This is a genomic window from Thioalkalivibrio sp. ALE28, assembly GCF_000377425.1.
Lineage (GTDB): Bacteria > Pseudomonadota > Gammaproteobacteria > Ectothiorhodospirales > Ectothiorhodospiraceae > Thioalkalivibrio.
In genome coordinates this window covers 40,614-57,663 of the sequence record NZ_KB898104.1, presented here as the reverse complement: position 1 = coordinate 57,663, position 17,050 = coordinate 40,614, and the positions used below count along the sequence as shown (strand labels likewise).

The window sequence follows — 17,050 nt, the reverse complement described above, 5'->3', positions numbered from 1 at the left end:
GACGGCCACATGATCGAGGGGATTGGTTATGGCTCTCATGGTACCCCAGGTGCGGTTTCTGCCCGCGCCCCTTCTTGCCGCGCTTCTGGCACTGCCGGGCCCCACCCTGGCGATGGACCCGGATGATCCGGACTATGATCCGTTTGAGGATGATGCCCTGTGGGGCGAGACGGTCTCCCCGGACCAGACCCAGACGACCAGCCCGGAGCTGACGTTCCTGCTGGAGGAGCCGGACCGGACGCCGCATCACCACCAGAATCAGATCCGCATCACGGCCTCCTCCCTGAAGGACGGATGGGCCGATCTGCGCCAGTGCCACAACGATGTGGCGGCCATTCGGCGCATGGTCATTGTGTACAATGAGGCGACCATCGACGAACTCCAGGTCGAGTCCACCCGCAACATCGAATCCGCGCGCGCCGAGGGCGATCGTGTGGATCTGCGCGGGGTGGAGAAGGACGCCGAGGTCTGTGTGACCGCGCGCATGAAGATCGTCGAGCACGAGGGGGACGGCGTCTATCGCCTGGAGAACGGCCCGTTCGTTCGCCGCTTCCTCGACGGCTATTTCCCGATGCGCGTCACCATGGCCGTGAGCTGGGGCGATCTGGATCTGCGCCTGGCGGAGACCGAGCCGGCCGAGCAGGACGGGTTCGAGGTGGTGACCTCCGATCACGGGTTCATGTTCGACACCCTGTTCGAGGGCGAACTGCGGACCCTGGTGCGTCTGCGCAACAGCCACTGACCGCCCGGGAGGGCGCATGAGCCGAGACAAGCCGGATGTCCAGGGGCGACGCACGGTCGCCAGCAGTCGCCTGTTCGAGGTGGAAGAGCTGGACCTCGAGTTCAGCAATGGCGCGCGCACCTGCTTTGAGCGCCTGGTCAGCCGCGGCCATGGTGCGGTGATCATCGCCCCGGTGCAGGCCGACCGGACCATCCTCCTGATCCGCGAATACGCCGCGGGCACCCACCGCTACGAGCTGGGCCTGCCCAAGGGACGCATCGAGGCGGGCGAGGACATCCTGGCCGCCGCCAACCGGGAGATCATGGAGGAGGTGGGGCACGCCGGACACCACCTGACCCACCTGGGCGCGCTGACCGTGGCGCCCGGCTACATGGCCCACCAGACGCATCTGGTGCTGGCCGAGGATCTCTACCCCGAGACCGCGGAGGGCGACGAGCCGGAGGCGATCGAGGTGGTGCCCTGGTCGCTGGACCGCCTGACGGAGCTGGTTGCACGCGAGGACCTGACCGAGGCGCGTTCCATTGCCGCCCTGTACATGGTGCGCGACTACCTCGACGGATAGAGGCCTCCTGGCGCGCGCCGGTGTTCCCCCGGGGCCGCAACCCTGCCAAGCTAGGGGGAATGTTCCGGGAAAACGGGAGTTCCCCATGCATGCTCCGCCGAAGGATGCGGCCCTGACTGCCCTGATGCACGAGGTTTCGAGCCTGGCCGACGCGGCCGGCCACGCCATTCTCGAGCTCTACGAGACCCGTTTCGCGGTCACCGAGAAGGCCGACCACTCGCCGCTGACCGAGGCGGATCTGGCCGCCCACCGTATCCTGGTCGGCGGGCTGTCGGATATCGACCCGGACTGGCCGGTGTTGTCCGAGGAGGGGCAGGACGTGCCCTTCGCGCGGCGTCGGCAGTGGCCGACCTACTGGTTGATCGATCCCCTCGACGGGACCCGCGAGTTCGTGAAGCGCAATGGCGAGTTCACCGTGAACGTGGCGCTGATTCACAACCACGAGCCGGTCCTGGGCGTGGTCTGGTGTCCGGTGCTCAAGCGGCTGTATGCCGGGCACCGCGACGGGGTGGCGATCCGGCGGGACGAAGACCAGGCCCCGCGCACGATTGCGGTCGCCAGCGAGCGCATCGGCACGGATCATCCCGTGGTGGCGGGCAGCCGTTCACACGGGGCGGAACGCCTGAAGCTCGCGCTGGACCGGCTGGGCCCGCACGAGCTGGTCAGCATGGGCAGCTCGATGAAGCTGTGCCTGGTGGCCGAGGGCGCCGCCGATATCTATCCGCGCCTGGGGCCCACCAGCGAATGGGATACCGCGGCGGCCCATGCGGTGGTGCGGGCGGCCGGCGGCCGGGTGACCGACCTCCAGGGCCAGGAGCTTCGCTACAACACGCGCGAGAGCCTGTTGAACCCCGAGTTTCTGGTGTGCGCCGGCAACCCCGACGGCTGGCTGCGCCGCCTGGGATTGCCGGAGGCCTGAGGGAAACTCTAAGCGCGCGCCGCCGCGTCAGGCGGCGCCGTTGGTGCGCGACGGGGCGACCGGCTCCGGCGTGATGTCCCAGATCTCGCGGGCGTAGTCGCGCACCGTGCGGTCGATCGAGAAATACCCCATGCGTGCGACATTCAGGATGGCGGCCTCGGCCCAGGCGGCGCGGTCGGCGTACAGGGTGTCCGCCCGCGCGCAGGCCTCGGCGTAGGCCGCATAGTCGGCGATCACGAAGAAGGGATCTTCCTGGCGCAGGTAGCGACCGAGGTCGGCGTGGGTGCCCGGGTCGTTGCAGGTGAAGAACCCGGACTCGATCATCTCGACTGCGGCGGCGAGGCCCGGCTGGCCGGCCAGTATGGCCTCCGGGGACGGGCCGTGGCGGCGGTGCTCGACGACCTCGTCGGCGGTCATGCCGAAGATGAAGATGGAGTCCTCGCCCACCGCGTCCCGGATCTCGATGTTGGCACCGTCCAGGGTGCCGATGGTCAGGGCGCCGTTGAGCGCCAGCTTCATGTTGCCGGTCCCGGAAGCCTCGAAGCCGGCGGTGGAGATCTGCTCGGAGACATCCGCCGCCGGGATGATGATGCTCGCCGAACTGACCTCGTAGTTGGGGAAGAACACGCACTTCAGGCGGTCGCCGATGGCCGGGTCATGGTTGACGATGTCGGCGACCTCGTTGATCACCTGGATGATGCCCTTGGCCCGGGCATAACCCGGCGCGGCCTTGCCGCCGAACAGCACCACGCGCGGCGGGATGTCCTCGCCGGCGCGGATGCGGCGGTACAGGTCCACCACGTGCAGGAGTTTCAGCAGCTGGCGCTTGTACTCGTGGATGCGCTTGATCTGCACGTCGAACATGACGTCCGGGTTCAGCTCCACGCCGGTGCGCTCGCGCACCAGGTCCGCCAGGCGCTGCTTGTTCGCGCGCTTCACGTCCATGAAGGCCTTCTGCAGGTCGGCGTCGTGGGCGTAGGGTTCCAGCGCGCGCAGGCGATCCAGGTCGTACTGCCAGTCGTCGCCGATGCGCTGGCCCAGCAGTTCGGTGAGCGCGGGGTTGGACTGGATCATCCACAGGCGCGGGGTCACCCCGTTGGTGACATTCACGAAGCGCTCCGGCCACAGGTTGTAGAAGTCCTCGAACAGGGTCTCCTGCAGCAACTGGGTGTGCAGCGCCGCCACGCCGTTGACGCGGTGCGAACCCACCACCGCGAGGTGGGCCATGCGGACCCGGCGGCCGTGTTCCTCGTCGATGATGGACAGCCGCGCCAGGCGGTCGTTGTCGCCCGGATAGCGGTGGCGTACCTCCTCCAGGAAGCCATGGTTGATCTGGTAGATGATCCCCATGTGGCGTGGCAGTACGCGTTCCATCAGCTCCACCGGCCAGGTCTCCAGGGCCTCGGGCATCAGGGTGTGATTGGTGTAGGCGAAGGTGCGCCGGGTCAGCTCCCAGGCGCGCTCCCAGGGCAGCTCGTGCTCGTCCATCAGCAGGCGCATCAGCTCCGCGACGGCGATCGCCGGGTGGGTGTCGTTCAGCTGGATCGCGACCTTGTCGGGCAGGGCGTCGAGGCTGTAGTCCAGAGCCAGATGGCGCTCCATGATGTCCTGCAGCGAGGCCGAGACGAAGAAGTACTCCTGCTTCAGGCGCAGTTCCTTGCCGATCGCGGTGGCGTCGTTGGGGTACAGGACCATCGAGATGGTCTCCGACTCCGCCTTGTCCGCGACCGCGCGGATGTAGTCGCCTTCATTGAAATAGCGCAGGTCGAAGTCGCGGGTGGCCTTGGCCGCCCACAGGCGCAGGTTGTTCACGTTGCGCCGGCCATAGCCCGCGGTGGGGTAGTCGTAGGCCATGGCCAGGACTTCCTCGCCGTCCTCCCAAGTGTAGCGGGTGGAGCCATCGGGGTGATGGTGCTCGACCACGTAGCCGTAGAAGTGGATCGGATACTTGCGGTCCGAGCGCGGGAACTCCCAGGGGTTGCCGTAGCGCAGCCAGTTGTCCGGGTGTTCCACCTGATGGTAGGGCTCGAACTGCTGGCGGAACATGCCGAACTCGTAGCGGATGCCGTAGCCGTAGCCGGGGTAGCCCTGGGTCGCCAGGGATTCCAGGATGCAGGCGGCCAGGCGCCCCAGCCCGCCATTGCCGAGGGCCGCGTCGTCTTCGAGGTCCAGAATGGTGTCGAGGTCGACGCCGAGATCGGCCATGGCCTGGCGGGCCGGCTCGAGGATGCCCATGTTGCGCAGGTTGGCCTCGAGCATGCGCCCGATCAGGTATTCCAGCGACAGGTAGTAGACGCGCTTGACGTCCTCGTCGGCGAACTGCCGGCGGGTCAGCAGGCGGCGCTCCACCATGCGTTCGCGGATGGCGAAGGCCAGGGCCTCCATCCAGTCGCGTTCGGTGGCCTGGCGCGGGTCCTCGCCGACCACGCGGACCACGGCATCGCGGATCGACTGCCGCAGACCCTCCACATCGTTGGGAAGGTTGGGCAGGTGGGTCACTTCGGGGGCGGCCATCGGGCGGATCTCCAGAAAGGGGGTAGAAGCGCCGATGCCCGGAATTATCCTTCCCGGGCGACGGCGCGATAGCCGATATCTGTTCGGCAGTATATATCGTCGAAATGAATCTGGTGTACGGCCGCGTAGGCCTTTTTCTGCGCGCTCTTCACGTCGGCTCCGAGGCCGACCACGCAGAGTACGCGACCGCCGGCGGTCACGATGCGACCCTCGACATCGCGGGCGGTTCCGGCATGAAACACGTGGGCGTCGGGATCGGCCTCCACGGTCTCCAGGCCGCTGATGACGTCGCCCTTGCGGTAGTCCCCCGGATAGCCCCCGGCGGCCAGGACCACGCCCAGCGCTACGCGCGCATCCCAGCGGGCCTCGACCGCGTCCAGACGCCCGTCCAGCGCCGCCTCGACCAGTTCGCTGAGGTCCGATTCCAGGCGGCTGAGGATCGGCTGGGTCTCGGGGTCGCCGAAGCGGCAGTTGAACTCCAAGACCTTCGGGTTGCCCGCAGCGTCGATCATCACGCCGGCATACAGAAAGCCGGTGTAGCGTTCGCCGTCGGCGGCCATGCCCTGCACGGTCGGTTCGATGACGTCGTGCAGGATGCGCGCATGCAGCGCATCGGTCACCACCGGGGCGGGTGAATAGGCCCCCATGCCGCCCGTGTTCGGGCCCTGGTCGCCGTTGTCGCGCGCCTTGTGGTCCTGCGAGGAGGCCAGCGGCAGCACGTGCTCGCCGTCCACCATGCAGATGAAGCTGGCCTCCTCGCCGGTCAGGAATTCCTCGATGACCACGCGGTTGCCGGCCTCCCCGAAGGCGTTGCCGGCCAGCATGTCGTGCACCGCCGCGCGGGCCTCGTCCTCGGTCTGCGCGAGGATCACGCCCTTGCCGGCGGCCAGGCCGTCGGCCTTGACCACAATGGGCGCGCCGTGGGTGGCGATGAACTCCAGCGCGGCCTGTTCGTCCTCGAAGCTGCCGTAGGCGGCTGTCGGGATGTGGTGGCGGTGCATGAAGTCCTTGGCGAAGCTCTTGGAGCCCTCGAGCTGCGCGGCCTTTGCCGTGGGGCCGAAGCAGCGCCGGCCGGCGGTGCGGAAGGCATCCACCACGCCGGCGACCAGGGGTGCCTCGGGGCCGACCACGGTAAACGCGATGGCCTCGCGTTCGGCCAGGGCCAGCAGCGCGTCGATGTCGGTGACGCCGACGTCGACGTTCTCGCACTTGGCCTCGCGCGCGGTGCCCGCGTTGCCGGGGGCCACCAGGACGCGCTCGACGCGCGGCGACTGCGCCAGCTTCCAGGCCAGCGCATGCTCGCGCCCGCCGTTGCCGATTACCAGTACGTTCATCGGGACCTCAGTGGCGGAAGTGGCGCATGCCGGTGAACAGCATGGCGATGTCGTGCTCGTTGGCGGCGTCGATCACCTCCTGATCGCGCATCGAGCCGCCCGGCTGGATCACCGCGGTGATACCGGCCTCGGCTGCGGCGTCGATGCCGTCGCGGAACGGGAAGAAGGCATCCGAGGCCATCACCGAGCCGGCGACCTGCAGGCCTTCGTCCGCGGCCTTGATGCCGGCGATGCGCGCGGAGTACACGCGGCTCATCTGGCCCGCCCCGACCCCGATGGTCTGCTGGTCGCGGGTATAGACGATGGCGTTGGACTTGACGTACTTGGCGACCTGCCAGGCGAAGCACAGGTCCTTCATCTCCTGTTCCGACGGCGCGCGCGCGGTCACGGTCTTCAGTTCCACATCGGCCAGGCTGCCGCGGTCCGCATCCTGGACCAGCAGCCCGCCGCCGATGCGCTTGTAGTCCAGGCCCGGGCCAACGCCCGCCGGCGGGATCTCCAGTACCCGGACGTTCTTCTTGGTGGCCAGCGCGCGCAGCGCGCCCGGCGTGATCTCGGGGGCGATCACGACCTCGACGAACTGGCGGCTGACAATCGCATGCGCGGTGTCGCCGTCCAGCGGGCGGTTGAAGGCGATGATGCCGCCGAAGGCCGATGTCGGGTCGGTCTGGAAGGCGCGCTCGTAGGCCATCAGCTGACTCGGCGCGACCGCCACGCCGCAGGGGTTGGCGTGCTTGACGATCACGCAGGCTCCGGCCTCGAACTGGCGCACGCATTCCCAGGCGGCATCGGCGTCCGCCAGGTTGTTGTAGGACAGCGACTTGCCCTGGTGCTGGCGGTAACTGGCCAGGGTGCCGGGTGTGGGCTGCGGATCGCGGTAGAACGCGGCGCGCTGGTGCGGGTTCTCGCCGTAGCGCAGGGTCTCGACGCGCTCGAAGGTGGCGTTCAGCTGCCCGGGGAAGGGCGCGGCCTCGCCGTCCTCGTCCAGGGCCGACAGGTAATTGCTGATCGCGGCGTCGTAGCGCGCGACGTGGTCGAAGGCCGCCACCGCCAGGCGGAAGCGCAGGGACTGCGGGACCTCCCCGTGATCGCCGATGGCCGCGACGATCTCGCCGTACTGGTCGGGGCTGGTGGCCACCGCCACGTCACGGTAGTTCTTGGCCGCCGCACGCAGCATCGCGGGCCCGCCGATGTCGATGTTCTCGATGGCATCCTCCAGGCTGCACCCGGGTCGGGCCACGGTCGCCTCGAAGGGATAGAGGTTCACCACCAGCAGGTCGATCGGGGGGATGTCCTGCTCGGCCATCACCGCGGAGTCGATGTCGCGCCGCCCCAGCAGGCCCCCGTGGATGCGCGGGTGCAGGGTCTTGACCCGGCCATCCATGATCTCGGGGAAGCCCGTGTGCGCGGAAACCTCGGTCACCGGAAGGTTGTTTTCGGCCAGCAGGCGGGCCGTGCCGCCGGTGGACAGAAGCTCCACGCCGCGCTCGTGCAGGGCGCGGGCAAGCTCCACGACGCCGGTCTTCTCGGAGACCGACAAAAGGGCGCGCTGGATGGGGCGGCTGGGGGTCATGCGGGGCCTCGGGATCGCTGCAAAAACCGCCATTATATCGAACGCGTGACGCCCGTGGAGGCGGCTTCGACCCGGCCGCGGCACAGCGGGCGGGCCGGGGCTCAACTTGTAATTTTTGCGCAAAACCTTCAGGGTATAAAAACGATTTCGGACACAACGCCCGCGTTCAGACGCAGCGCGAGGCGCCGTAAACGATCCCCGAGCCAGGCGGGATGGGCCCGCCAGACCACGGCTCGGCATCCGGGTAATGAAGAGCCCTCCGGATGTGCAGGATGAACCGGCCAGGCCGGTAGCGGGCGCTGCGAACAACGCGCCCGTTGCATTGCTACCCGAACACCAGGCCTGGCCTGGGCGGATCGGGCGAATGGCGAGACCGCCGGGACATTCGGGGGTCGCGGTTCTCTGCGTTTGCGGGGTGTTGTGCCGACGGATCGGCCGCGGGCCGTCCGTTCACGCTTACGACAGCAGCAAAAGCCAAGAGGAACCAGCATGGCAGCGAACATCAAGAATGATCAGGATTTCGGTGACAAGCCGACCGAACGTCGCGATACCGAGAACTACCTCAACGAGTACACCACCGGTTTCGTCGACAAGTGGGACGACCTGATCGACTGGGACAACCGCGCCAAGAGCGAAGGCACCTTCTTTATCGAGGAACTGAAGAAGCGTGGCGCCAAGCGCGTGCTGGACGTGGCCGCCGGTACCGGTTTTCACTCCGTACAGCTGCGCGAAGCGGGCTTTGACGTGGTGACCGCCGACGGCGCCCCGGAGATGCTCGTCAAGGCCTTCGAGAACGGCCGCAAGCGCGGGCACATCCTGCGCACCGTGCAGGCCGACTGGCGCATGCTGAACCGCGATATCTACGGCCGTTACGACGCCGTGGTCTGTCTGGGCAACTCGTTTACCCACCTGTTCAACGAACATGACCGCCGCAAGGCCCTGGCCGAGTTCTACTCCGCCCTGAACCACGATGGCGTGCTGATCCTCGACCAGCGCAACTACGACACCATCATGGACCACGGCTACTCGTCCAAGCACACCTACTACTACTGCGGCGACGACGTGCAGGTGCAGCCGGCCCATGTCGACGAAGGCCTGGCCCGCTTCCAGTATCGCTTCCCGGATGGCTCCGAGTACTTCCTGAACATGTTCCCGCTGCGCAAGGCCTATGTGCGCCGCCTGATGCGCGAGGTCGGTTTCCAGAAGATCGAGACCTACGGGGACTTCCAGGAGACCTATCGCGAGACCGATCCCGACTTCTTCATCCACGTTGCCGACAAGCGTTATATCGAGGGCGAGGAACGATGAGCGAGAACTACTCCGACGTCGTCGAGACGGCTCGCGACTATTACAACAGCGAGGACGCCGACACCTTCTACAAGATGGTGTGGGGCGGTGAAGACCTCCATATCGGGCTGTACGAGTACAAGGACGAGCCGATCGGCGACGCCAGCCGGCGCACGGTCGCCCATATGTCCGACCTGCTCGGCGAGCCGCAGCCGGAATGGCGCGTGCTCGACATGGGCGCCGGTTACGGCGGTGTCGCGCGCTACCTGGTCGAGAACTACGGCTGCGAAGTCACCGCGCTGAACCTGTCCGAGAAGGAAAACGAGCGCGACCGCGAGATCAACAAGGCGCGCCACCTGGACCACAAGATCACCGTGGTCGACGGCAGCTTCGAGAAGGTCGACGAGCCGGACGCGTCCTATGACGTGGTTTGGTCCGAAGACTCGTTCCTGCATAGCGAGAACGAAAACAAGAAGAAGGTGATTCAGGAGGCCGCTCGAGTGCTGAAGCCGGGTGGCTGGCTGATCTTCACCGATCCGATGCAGACCGACGATTGCCCGGACGGCGTGCTGAACCCGATCCTCGCCCGCATCCATCTGGATTCGCTGGCTAGCCCCGAGTTTTACCGTGAGGCGGCCAAGGCAGCGGGTCTGGAAGAGGTCGGTTTCGAGGAGCATTCCAGCCAGATCGCGACCCACTACGGCCGCGTGAAGCAGGAGCTCGAGTCCCGCGAGGACGAGCTGAAGCACTACATCTCGCAGGACTACATCGACCGCATGAAGCAGGGCCTGCAGCACTGGGTCGATGGCGGCAACTCGGGCTACCTGACCTGGGGCATCTTCCGCTTCCGCAAGCCGGCCCGCTAGGTCGCGCTTGCGAAGCAGGGACCGGGGGGCTGGCCGCCGTCAGGCGGGCAGTCGCCTCCAGACCCCGTCCATGCGGCCTTCGAGCGGCTGGAAGCGGGTCTTGTATTCCATCTTCGGCGCCTGGTCGATCCAGTAGCCGAGGTAGACATGGGGTAGACCGAGGCGGTGCGCATGCGCCACCTGGGTCAGGATCGCGAGGGTGCCCAGGCCGCGGCGCGGCTGATCCGGATCGAAGAAGCTGTACATCGCCGACAGCCCCTGCGGGGTGCGGTCGGTGACGGCCACCGCGACCAGCGTGCCGGCCTGGCGGAATTCGATCAGATCCACCGGGCCGTTATGGTGGGCCAGCATCCCCGTGTATTCCTCGCGCCCCATCTGCTCCATGCCCCCGCCCGCGTGGCGGGCGGTCTGGTAGCGCGAGAACAACGGCATGTGCTCGTCGAGATCGGCCGCGGGCCCGGTGCCCGGCTGCTCCGGCGGGCGCCGGATCGCCACCGCGAGATCCTGATTGCGGTCCAGGCAACGGCGCTGGCTGCGATTCGGGCGAAAGCGCGCGACCGGAATGCGTACCGGCACGCAGGCCGCGCATTCGGGACAGTGATGCCGGTAGACAAACTGACCGCTGCGGCGAAAGCCCTCGGCCAGTAGCTGGCCGAAGCGGGCACCGCCCAGGCTGACCGCGGGGTCGACCAGGAGGCTCTGCATCTCGCGGTCGTCCAGATAGGGGCAGGCCTGCGGGGCAGTGATGAACCAGCGGATCGGATGTTCCTGCATGGCGCTATCGTGACATCTCCGTGCACGGGCGCAAACAGGGGCATCCCAGACCGCCACGAGATACCAAAGAGCCTGCCGGAAGGGTGGGCTCCACGGCCGGGATGGAACCCCGGCGTGTACACTCATCCCATTCGAAACCAATGGTGTACGGCACATGACGGCAACACGAAACGATATCGAGAAGGCGCTGAAAGAGCGCATCCTGATCCTGGACGGCGGCATGGGGACCACCATCCAGCTGTACAAGCTGGAGGAGGCCGACTATCGCGGCGAGCGCTTCAAGGACTGGGAGTCCGACCTGAAGGGCAACAACGACCTGCTGTCGCTGACCCGTCCGGACATCATCGAGCAGATCCACAACGACTATCTCGAGGCCGGTGCCGACATCATCGAGGCCAACACCTTCAACGGTACCCGCATCGCGATGGCGGATTACCACATGGAGGACCTGGTCCCCGAGCTGAACCGCGAATCCGCGAAGCTCGCGCGCAAGGCGGCCGACGCCTGGACCGAGAAGACCCCGGACAAGCCGCGCTTTGTCGCCGGCATCCTCGGCCCGACCAACCGCACCGCGTCGATCTCCCCGGACGTGAACGACCCGGGCGCGCGTAACGTCGATTTCGACACCCTGGTCGAGGCCTACAAGGAGGCCGCCGAGGCCCTGGTCGAGGGCGGCGTGGACCTGCTGCTGATCGAGACGGTGTTCGACACCCTGAACGCCAAGGCCGCGATCTTCGCGGTGAAGACGCTGGAAGACGAGCTCGGCAAGGACCTCCCGATCATGATTTCCGGGACGATCACCGATGCCTCCGGCCGCACCCTGTCCGGCCAGACCACCGAGGCCTTCTGGAACTCGGTGCGTCACGCGAACCCGGTCTCCATCGGCCTGAACTGCGCGCTGGGCGCGAAGGAAATGCGCCAGTACGTGGAAGAGCTGTCGCGCATCGCCGATACCCACGTCTCCGCGCACCCCAACGCCGGCCTGCCGAACGAGTTCGGCGACTACGACGAGTCCCCGGAGCAGATGGCCGAGGACGTCGGTCCGTGGGCCGAGCAGGGCATGCTGAACATCATCGGCGGCTGCTGCGGCACGTTGCCGGAGCACATCCGCGCGATGCGCGAGGCGGTGGAGAAGCATCCGCCGCGCAAGGTCCCGGAGGTTGCCGCGGCCTGTCGCCTGTCGGGCCTCGAGCCGTGCAACATTACTGACGACTCGCTGTTCGTGAACGTCGGCGAGCGCACCAACGTGACCGGCTCGCGCAAGTTCCTGCGCCTGATCCAGAACGAGGAATACGACGTCGCGCTGGAAGTCGCGCTGAACCAGGTCGAGGGCGGCGCCCAGATCATCGATATCAACATGGACGAGGGGATGCTGGAGTCGCAGGACGCGATGGTCCGATTCCTGAATCTGCTCGCCGGCGAGCCGGATATCGCCCGCGTGCCGGTGATGATCGACTCCTCCAAGTTCGAGATCATCGAGGCCGGCCTGAAGTGCGTGCAGGGCAAGCCGGTGGTCAACTCGATCTCCATGAAGGAGGGCGAGGAGAATTTCATCAAGCAGGCCCAGCTGTGCCGCCGCTACGGCGCCGCGATCGTGGTCATGGCCTTCGACGAGGACGGCCAGGCCGACAACGAGGACCGCCGTGTCGAGATCTGCACCCGCGCCTACAAGCTGCTGACCGAGAAGGTCGGTTTTCCGGCCGAAGACATCATCTTCGACCCGAACATCTTCGCGGTCGCGACCGGTATCGAAGAGCACAACAACTACGGCGTGGACTTCATCGAGGCCACCCGCCGCATCAAGAACGACCTGCCGCACGCGCTGGTCTCCGGCGGCGTGTCCAACGTGTCGTTCTCCTTCCGCGGCAACGAACCGGTGCGCGAGGCGATCCACGCGGTGTTCCTGTACCACGCCATCAAGGCGGGCATGGACATGGGCATCGTCAACGCCGGCCAGCTCGCGGTCTACGACGACATCGACGAGAAGCTGAAGGAAGCGGTCGAGGACGTGGTCCTGAACCGTCGCGATGACGCGACCGAGCGACTGCTTGACCTGTCCGAGGAGTACAAGGGCCAGGGCGGCGGCAAGAAGGAGGAGAACCTCGAGTGGCGCGAATGGGAGGTCACCAAGCGCCTCGAGCACTCCCTGGTCAAGGGCATCGACACCTACGTGGTGGACGACACGGAAGAGGCGCGCCAGGCCTACGACCGCCCGATCCAGGTGATCGAGGGTCCGCTGATGGACGGCATGAACGTGGTCGGCGACCTGTTCGGCGAGGGCAAGATGTTCCTGCCGCAGGTGGTCAAGTCCGCCCGCGTGATGAAGAAGGCCGTGGCCCACCTGATCCCGTACATCGAGGCCGAGAAGACCGGCACCGAGAACAACGGCAAGATCCTGATGGCCACGGTGAAGGGCGACGTCCATGACATCGGCAAGAACATCGTCGGCGTCGTGCTGCAGTGCAACAACTTCGAGGTCATCGACATCGGCGTGATGCAGCCGGGCGCCGAGATCCTGAAGGCCGCCAAGGAACACGATGTGGATGTCATCGGCCTGTCCGGCCTGATCACCCCCTCGCTGGAGGAGATGGCCAACTTCGCCGCCGATCTCGAGCGCGAAGGCATGACGACCCCGCTGATGATCGGGGGCGCGACCACCTCGCGCGCCCACACCGCGGTCAAGATCGAGCCGAACTACTCCGGCCCGGTGGTCTGGGTGAAGGACGCCTCGCGTGCGGTGGGTGTGGCCCAGAGCCTGATCAGCCCCGAGCTGCGCGAGAACTACGCCGCCGAGATCCGCGAGGAGTACGAAAAGCTGCGCGTGCAGAACGCCGGGCGCAAGAAGAAGACCCAGTGGGTCACCCTCGAGAAGGCGCGTTCCAACAAGCCGCAGATCGACTGGTCGAGCTACACCCCGACCAAGCCGAAGGCGCTGGAGACCGACAAGCTGCCGGGCGAGCCGACCGTGCTGCACCCGCATGGCGACGGCTCCGTGCTGCTGCGCTTCGACGACTACGACCTGAACGAGGTCGCCGAGTACATCGACTGGACGCCGTTCTTCCACTCCTGGCAGCTGCACGCCGCCTACCCGCGCATCCTGGATGACGAGAAGGTGGGTGAAGAGGCGCGCAAGCTGTTCAAGGACGCCCAGGAGATGCTGCAGCGGATGATCGACGAGAAGTGGGTCACCCTGCGGGGCGTGGTGGGCTTCTTCCCGGCGAACACCGTCAATGATGACGATATCGAGGTCTATACCGACGAGAATCGCTCCAAGGTGCTGAAGAAGCTGCATCACCTGCGTCAGCAGACCGAGAAGCGCCGGGGTCAGCCGAGCCACTCGCTGGCCGATTTCGTGATGCCGAAGGAGGCCGGCGGTCCCGACTACATCGGGGCCTTCGCGGTCAGTGCCGGTGGCGATGTCGACGCCAAGGCCGCGGAATTCGAGAAGGCCAACGACGACTACCACTCGATCCTCGTGAAGAGCCTGGCGGACCGCCTGGCCGAGGCCTTCGCCGAGTGCATGCATCAGCATGTGCGCCGCGAATTCTGGGGCTATGTCCCGGACGAGTCGCTCGAAAACGAGGACCTGATCGAGGAGAAGTACCAGGGCATTCGCCCGGCCCCGGGCTACCCGGCGTGCCCGGAGCACACCGAGAAGTCCACCCTGTGGGAGCTCCTGCAGCCGGAAGAGAACGCTGGCATGACGCTCACCGAGAGCTACGCCATGCTGCCGGTCTCGGCCGTGTCCGGCTGGTACTTCGCGCATCCGGAGTCGCGTTACTTCGGTCTCGGCAAGGTCAACCGCGACCAGGTCGAAGACTACGCCAAGCGCAAGGGTATGTCGTTCGAGGAGGCCGAGCGCTGGCTCGCGCCGAACATCGGCTATGACGACAGCGACGAGGCCAAGGCAGAAGCCAAGGCCGAGCGCGAGGCCCGGACCGCGTAACACCCCGGTCCCGTCTCCGGGCCGACCCGTGCGAGCGGTCGGGTCCGGCAAACTGCGAGCCCCGCATCAGGGAATCCCCGGTGCGGGGCTCGCTTTGTCTGGGTGGCCGCGCCAAACTGTTCGGGTCCGCCCGCAACCGGAGTTCGTGCATGTCCGCCCGTGAACCCGCGATCGACGCCCGCCCGGCGATGTTCCGCAATCACCCGTTCGGTTTCATCCTCAGCCTGGTCCTGATCCCGGCTTTCGGGCTCGGCCTGCTGATCCTGCTGTGGTGGTATCTGCAGACCCGCTCGGTGCGGCTGCGCATCGATGCCGACCAGGTGCATCTCGAGCGCGGTCTGTTGTCGAAGTCGCATGTGGATCTGGATATCGGCCAGATCCGCACGGTGAAGGTGGACCAGAGCTTTTTCGACCGCATCTTCCGGGTGGGCCGCATCGCGGTGTACACCACTGGCGACAACCCGGAGTTCCGGGTCACCGGCATCCCCGACCCCAACCGCGTGCGCGAGTACGTGCGCGGTCGCCGCGAGGCCCTGGCATGAGCCGGAGCGATCGCTCCGACAGCCGCCTGGCGCTGCGCATCCTGTTGGGCACCTCGGCGCTGGTCGCGTTGCTGGTGGCCCTGCTGGTGCTGGCGGCGGCGGTCTCCCTGCCGGGGCTGTCGGACTGGGTGGCGCTGACCTTCGACGACGGCATGGGCCTGAAGAACGCCGCGCTGGTCGCGGCCATCGTGTCGGTCCTGATCTCGATCGTGTTTGCACTGGCCGCCGGCGAGGGCCTGATCGGGGAGCTGCAGTTCATGATCCCCGGCTTTTTCCTGTTCTTCGTCTTCTTCTGGCTGATGCTGGCCTGGATCTTTTGATCCCGGCCGGTGCACCGTGCATCCTGCGTTTCCTTCTCAATCCCCGGAGCCCCGAGCGTGACGACCGACGCGGACAACGAATCCAATCCCCAGCACCACCTCACCCTGCGGCCGACCCGGATCGAGGACTACGAGGACATCCGCGAGATCATGGAGCGGGTCTATCACGACCTGGACGGCGCCTGGAGCGAGGCGCAGTTCCGCTCCCAGGTGAAGCGTTTTCCCGAGGGCCAGATCTGCATCGAGGACAACGGCAAGGTGGTGGCCGCGGCGATCAGCCTGATCGTCGAATACAAGCGCTTCGGCGATCACCACAACTACTGGCAGATCACCGGCAACGGCTTCCTGACCACCCATGACCCGGACGGCGACACCCTCTACGGCGTGGACATCTTCGTGCATCCGGACTATCGCGGGCTGCGTCTGGGACGGCGGCTGTACGACGCGCGCAAGGAGCTGTGCGAGAAGCTGAACCTGCGGGCGATCGTCGCCGGCGGGCGCATCCCCGGCTACGAGCAGTATCGCGACGAGCTGACCCCGCAGCAGTACGTGCGTCGGGTGAAGAACCACGAGATCACCGATCCGATCCTGACCTTCCAGCTGGCGAACGACTTCCACGTCCGCAAGATCATCACCAACTACCTGCCGGACGACGAGAAGTCCGGGGCCTACGCCACCCTGATCGAGTGGCTCAACATCTACTACGAGGAGAAGGAGAAGCTGATCGGCGGCAGCCGCTCGGACGTGCGCATCGGCGTGGTCCAGTGGCAGATGCGCCCGACAGTGGATCTCGATGCCCTGTTCCAGCAGGTGGAGTACTTCGTGGATGCGGTCTCCGGCTACCGCGCGGATTGCGTGCTGTTCCCGGAATTCTTCAACGGCCCGCTGATGGGGGCGTTCAACCAGGACTACCCGGCCGAGGCCGTACGCCGCCTGGCCGAATACACCGAGGCGGTGCGCGAGGAAATGGTGCGCCTGGCGCTGGCCTACAACATCAACATCGTGGCCGGGTCGATGCCCGAATACACCGAGGACGTGCTCCGCAACGTCTCTTACCTGTGCCGCCGCGATGGCACTTGGGACCGCCAGTACAAGGTCCACGTGACCCCCGACGAGGTCTCCTACTGGGGGCTGCAGGGGGGCGACGAGGTACACGTCTTCGATACCGACTTCGGCAAGATCGGCATCCTGATCTGCTACGACGTGGAATTCCCCGAACTGCCCCGGGTGATGGCCGACCATGGCCTGCAGATCCTGTTCGTCCCCTACTGGACCGACACCAAGAACGCCTACCTTCGGGTGCGGCGCTGTGCCCAGGCACGGGCCATCGAGAACGAGTGCTACGTGGTGATGTCCGGCTCGGTGGGCAACCTGCCCAAGGTCGAGAACATGGACATGCAGTATTCCCAGGCCGCGGTATTCACCCCGTCCGACTTCGCCTTCCCGCATGACGCGGTGGCGGCGGAGGCGACTCCGAATACCGAGATGACGCTGATCGTGGACCTCGACCTCGATAACCTGAAGGAGCTGCGCAACCACGGCTCGGTGCGCAACCTGCGCGACCGCCGCCGGGATCTCTACTCGGTCAAGTGGAAGTCCAAGCCAGTGTAGCCCGCGCGGACAAAACGTGAACGCGTTCCGGTTGCCCGTTGGCTGCCACTGGCATCCGGA

13 protein-coding genes are annotated in these 17,050 nt (G+C 66.5%); 9 read left to right on the top strand and 4 right to left on the bottom strand.

All coding sequences use genetic code 11. The features are described from left to right. Nucleotides 1-28 precede the first annotated feature (28 nt). The 3 genes from D105_RS0111345 (at nt 29) to cysQ (ending at nt 2,223) form a co-directional block, all read left to right on the top strand. Nucleotides 29-742 (top strand): hypothetical protein, encoded by a 714-nt coding sequence (locus D105_RS0111345; protein WP_038032927.1) that lies wholly within the window; start codon nt 29-31, stop codon nt 740-742. Nucleotides 743-758: 16 nt separating this feature from the next. After that, nucleotides 759-1,304, top strand: coding sequence for an ADP compounds hydrolase NudE (gene nudE, locus D105_RS0111340; RefSeq protein ID WP_018878487.1), 546 nt, complete (start codon nt 759-761; stop codon nt 1,302-1,304). 85 nt (nt 1,305-1,389) lie between these two features. Beyond that, the gene (cysQ, locus tag D105_RS0111335; RefSeq protein ID WP_018878486.1) at nt 1,390-2,223 is read left to right on the top strand and encodes a 3'(2'),5'-bisphosphate nucleotidase CysQ; all 834 of its coding nucleotides are present in this window, start codon (nt 1,390-1,392) and stop codon (nt 2,221-2,223) included. 27 nt (nt 2,224-2,250) lie between these two features. Here the strand turns inward: cysQ and D105_RS0111330 are convergent, their stop codons facing one another. Genes D105_RS0111330 through purH form a run of 3 tightly spaced genes read right to left on the bottom strand, consistent with a single transcriptional unit; the run spans nt 2,251 to nt 7,644 of the window. Beyond that, nucleotides 2,251-4,737 carry a glycogen/starch/alpha-glucan phosphorylase gene (locus D105_RS0111330; protein ID WP_018878485.1) on the bottom strand — a complete coding sequence of 829 codons (2,487 nt, stop codon included), beginning with the start codon at nt 4,735-4,737 and terminating at the stop codon, nt 2,251-2,253. Between the two features lie 44 nt (nt 4,738-4,781). After that, nucleotides 4,782-6,071 carry a phosphoribosylamine--glycine ligase gene (gene purD, locus D105_RS0111325; protein ID WP_018876891.1) on the bottom strand — a complete coding sequence of 430 codons (1,290 nt, stop codon included), beginning with the start codon at nt 6,069-6,071 and terminating at the stop codon, nt 4,782-4,784. Between the two features lie 7 nt (nt 6,072-6,078). After that, nucleotides 6,079-7,644: a bifunctional phosphoribosylaminoimidazolecarboxamide formyltransferase/IMP cyclohydrolase gene (gene purH / locus D105_RS0111320; protein ID WP_018878484.1), complete on the bottom strand. Its 1,566-nt coding sequence runs from the start codon at nt 7,642-7,644 to the stop codon at nt 6,079-6,081. 489 nt (nt 7,645-8,133) lie between these two features. On the opposite strand from purH, the gene D105_RS0111315 reads away from it, so the two are divergent. Further along, nucleotides 8,134-8,952, top strand: coding sequence for a class I SAM-dependent methyltransferase (locus tag D105_RS0111315; RefSeq protein ID WP_018866715.1), 819 nt, complete (start codon nt 8,134-8,136; stop codon nt 8,950-8,952). Continuing rightward, nucleotides 8,949-9,797 carry a methyltransferase domain-containing protein gene (locus tag D105_RS0111310; protein ID WP_018878483.1) on the top strand — a complete coding sequence of 283 codons (849 nt, stop codon included), beginning with the start codon at nt 8,949-8,951 and terminating at the stop codon, nt 9,795-9,797. The genes D105_RS0111315 and D105_RS0111310 overlap by 4 nt, the downstream gene beginning before the upstream one ends. A 39-nt stretch (nt 9,798-9,836) precedes the next feature. Here D105_RS0111310 and D105_RS0111305 read toward each other — a convergent pair whose 3' ends face one another. Beyond that, the gene (locus tag D105_RS0111305; protein ID WP_018878482.1) at nt 9,837-10,571 is read right to left on the bottom strand and encodes an arginyltransferase; all 735 of its coding nucleotides are present in this window, start codon (nt 10,569-10,571) and stop codon (nt 9,837-9,839) included. A gap of 154 nt (nt 10,572-10,725) precedes the next feature. On the opposite strand from D105_RS0111305, the gene metH reads away from it, so the two are divergent. The 4 genes from metH (at nt 10,726) to D105_RS0111285 (ending at nt 16,990) form a co-directional block, all read left to right on the top strand. Continuing rightward, entirely contained in the window at nt 10,726-14,517 is a 3,792-nt protein-coding gene (gene metH, locus D105_RS0111300) for a methionine synthase (protein ID WP_018878481.1), read from the top strand. 149 nt (nt 14,518-14,666) lie between these two features. Beyond that, nucleotides 14,667-15,059: a PH domain-containing protein gene (locus D105_RS0111295; protein ID WP_018876895.1), complete on the top strand. Its 393-nt coding sequence runs from the start codon at nt 14,667-14,669 to the stop codon at nt 15,057-15,059. Further along, entirely contained in the window at nt 15,056-15,379 is a 324-nt protein-coding gene (locus tag D105_RS0111290) for a hypothetical protein (RefSeq protein ID WP_018878480.1), read from the top strand. The genes D105_RS0111295 and D105_RS0111290 overlap by 4 nt, the downstream gene beginning before the upstream one ends. A 57-nt stretch (nt 15,380-15,436) precedes the next feature. Then, nucleotides 15,437-16,990: a bifunctional GNAT family N-acetyltransferase/carbon-nitrogen hydrolase family protein gene (locus D105_RS0111285; RefSeq protein WP_018866721.1), complete on the top strand. Its 1,554-nt coding sequence runs from the start codon at nt 15,437-15,439 to the stop codon at nt 16,988-16,990. Nucleotides 16,991-17,050: the final 60 nt, after the last annotated feature.

Coding starts and splice junctions, on each gene's coding strand:
- D105_RS0111345 (WP_038032927.1), top strand. CDS start 29: ATGGCTCTCATGGTACCCCAGGTGCGGTTTCTGCCCGCGCCCCTTCTT.
- nudE (WP_018878487.1), top strand. CDS start 759: ATGAGCCGAGACAAGCCGGATGTCCAGGGGCGACGCACGGTCGCCAGC.
- cysQ (WP_018878486.1), top strand. CDS start 1,390: ATGCATGCTCCGCCGAAGGATGCGGCCCTGACTGCCCTGATGCACGAG.
- D105_RS0111330 (WP_018878485.1), bottom strand. CDS start 4,737: ATGGCCGCCCCCGAAGTGACCCACCTGCCCAACCTTCCCAACGATGTG.
- purD (WP_018876891.1), bottom strand. CDS start 6,071: ATGAACGTACTGGTAATCGGCAACGGCGGGCGCGAGCATGCGCTGGCC.
- purH (WP_018878484.1), bottom strand. CDS start 7,644: ATGACCCCCAGCCGCCCCATCCAGCGCGCCCTTTTGTCGGTCTCCGAG.
- D105_RS0111315 (WP_018866715.1), top strand. CDS start 8,134: ATGGCAGCGAACATCAAGAATGATCAGGATTTCGGTGACAAGCCGACC.
- D105_RS0111310 (WP_018878483.1), top strand. CDS start 8,949: ATGAGCGAGAACTACTCCGACGTCGTCGAGACGGCTCGCGACTATTAC.
- D105_RS0111305 (WP_018878482.1), bottom strand. CDS start 10,571: ATGCAGGAACATCCGATCCGCTGGTTCATCACTGCCCCGCAGGCCTGC.
- metH (WP_018878481.1), top strand. CDS start 10,726: ATGACGGCAACACGAAACGATATCGAGAAGGCGCTGAAAGAGCGCATC.
- D105_RS0111295 (WP_018876895.1), top strand. CDS start 14,667: ATGTCCGCCCGTGAACCCGCGATCGACGCCCGCCCGGCGATGTTCCGC.
- D105_RS0111290 (WP_018878480.1), top strand. CDS start 15,056: ATGAGCCGGAGCGATCGCTCCGACAGCCGCCTGGCGCTGCGCATCCTG.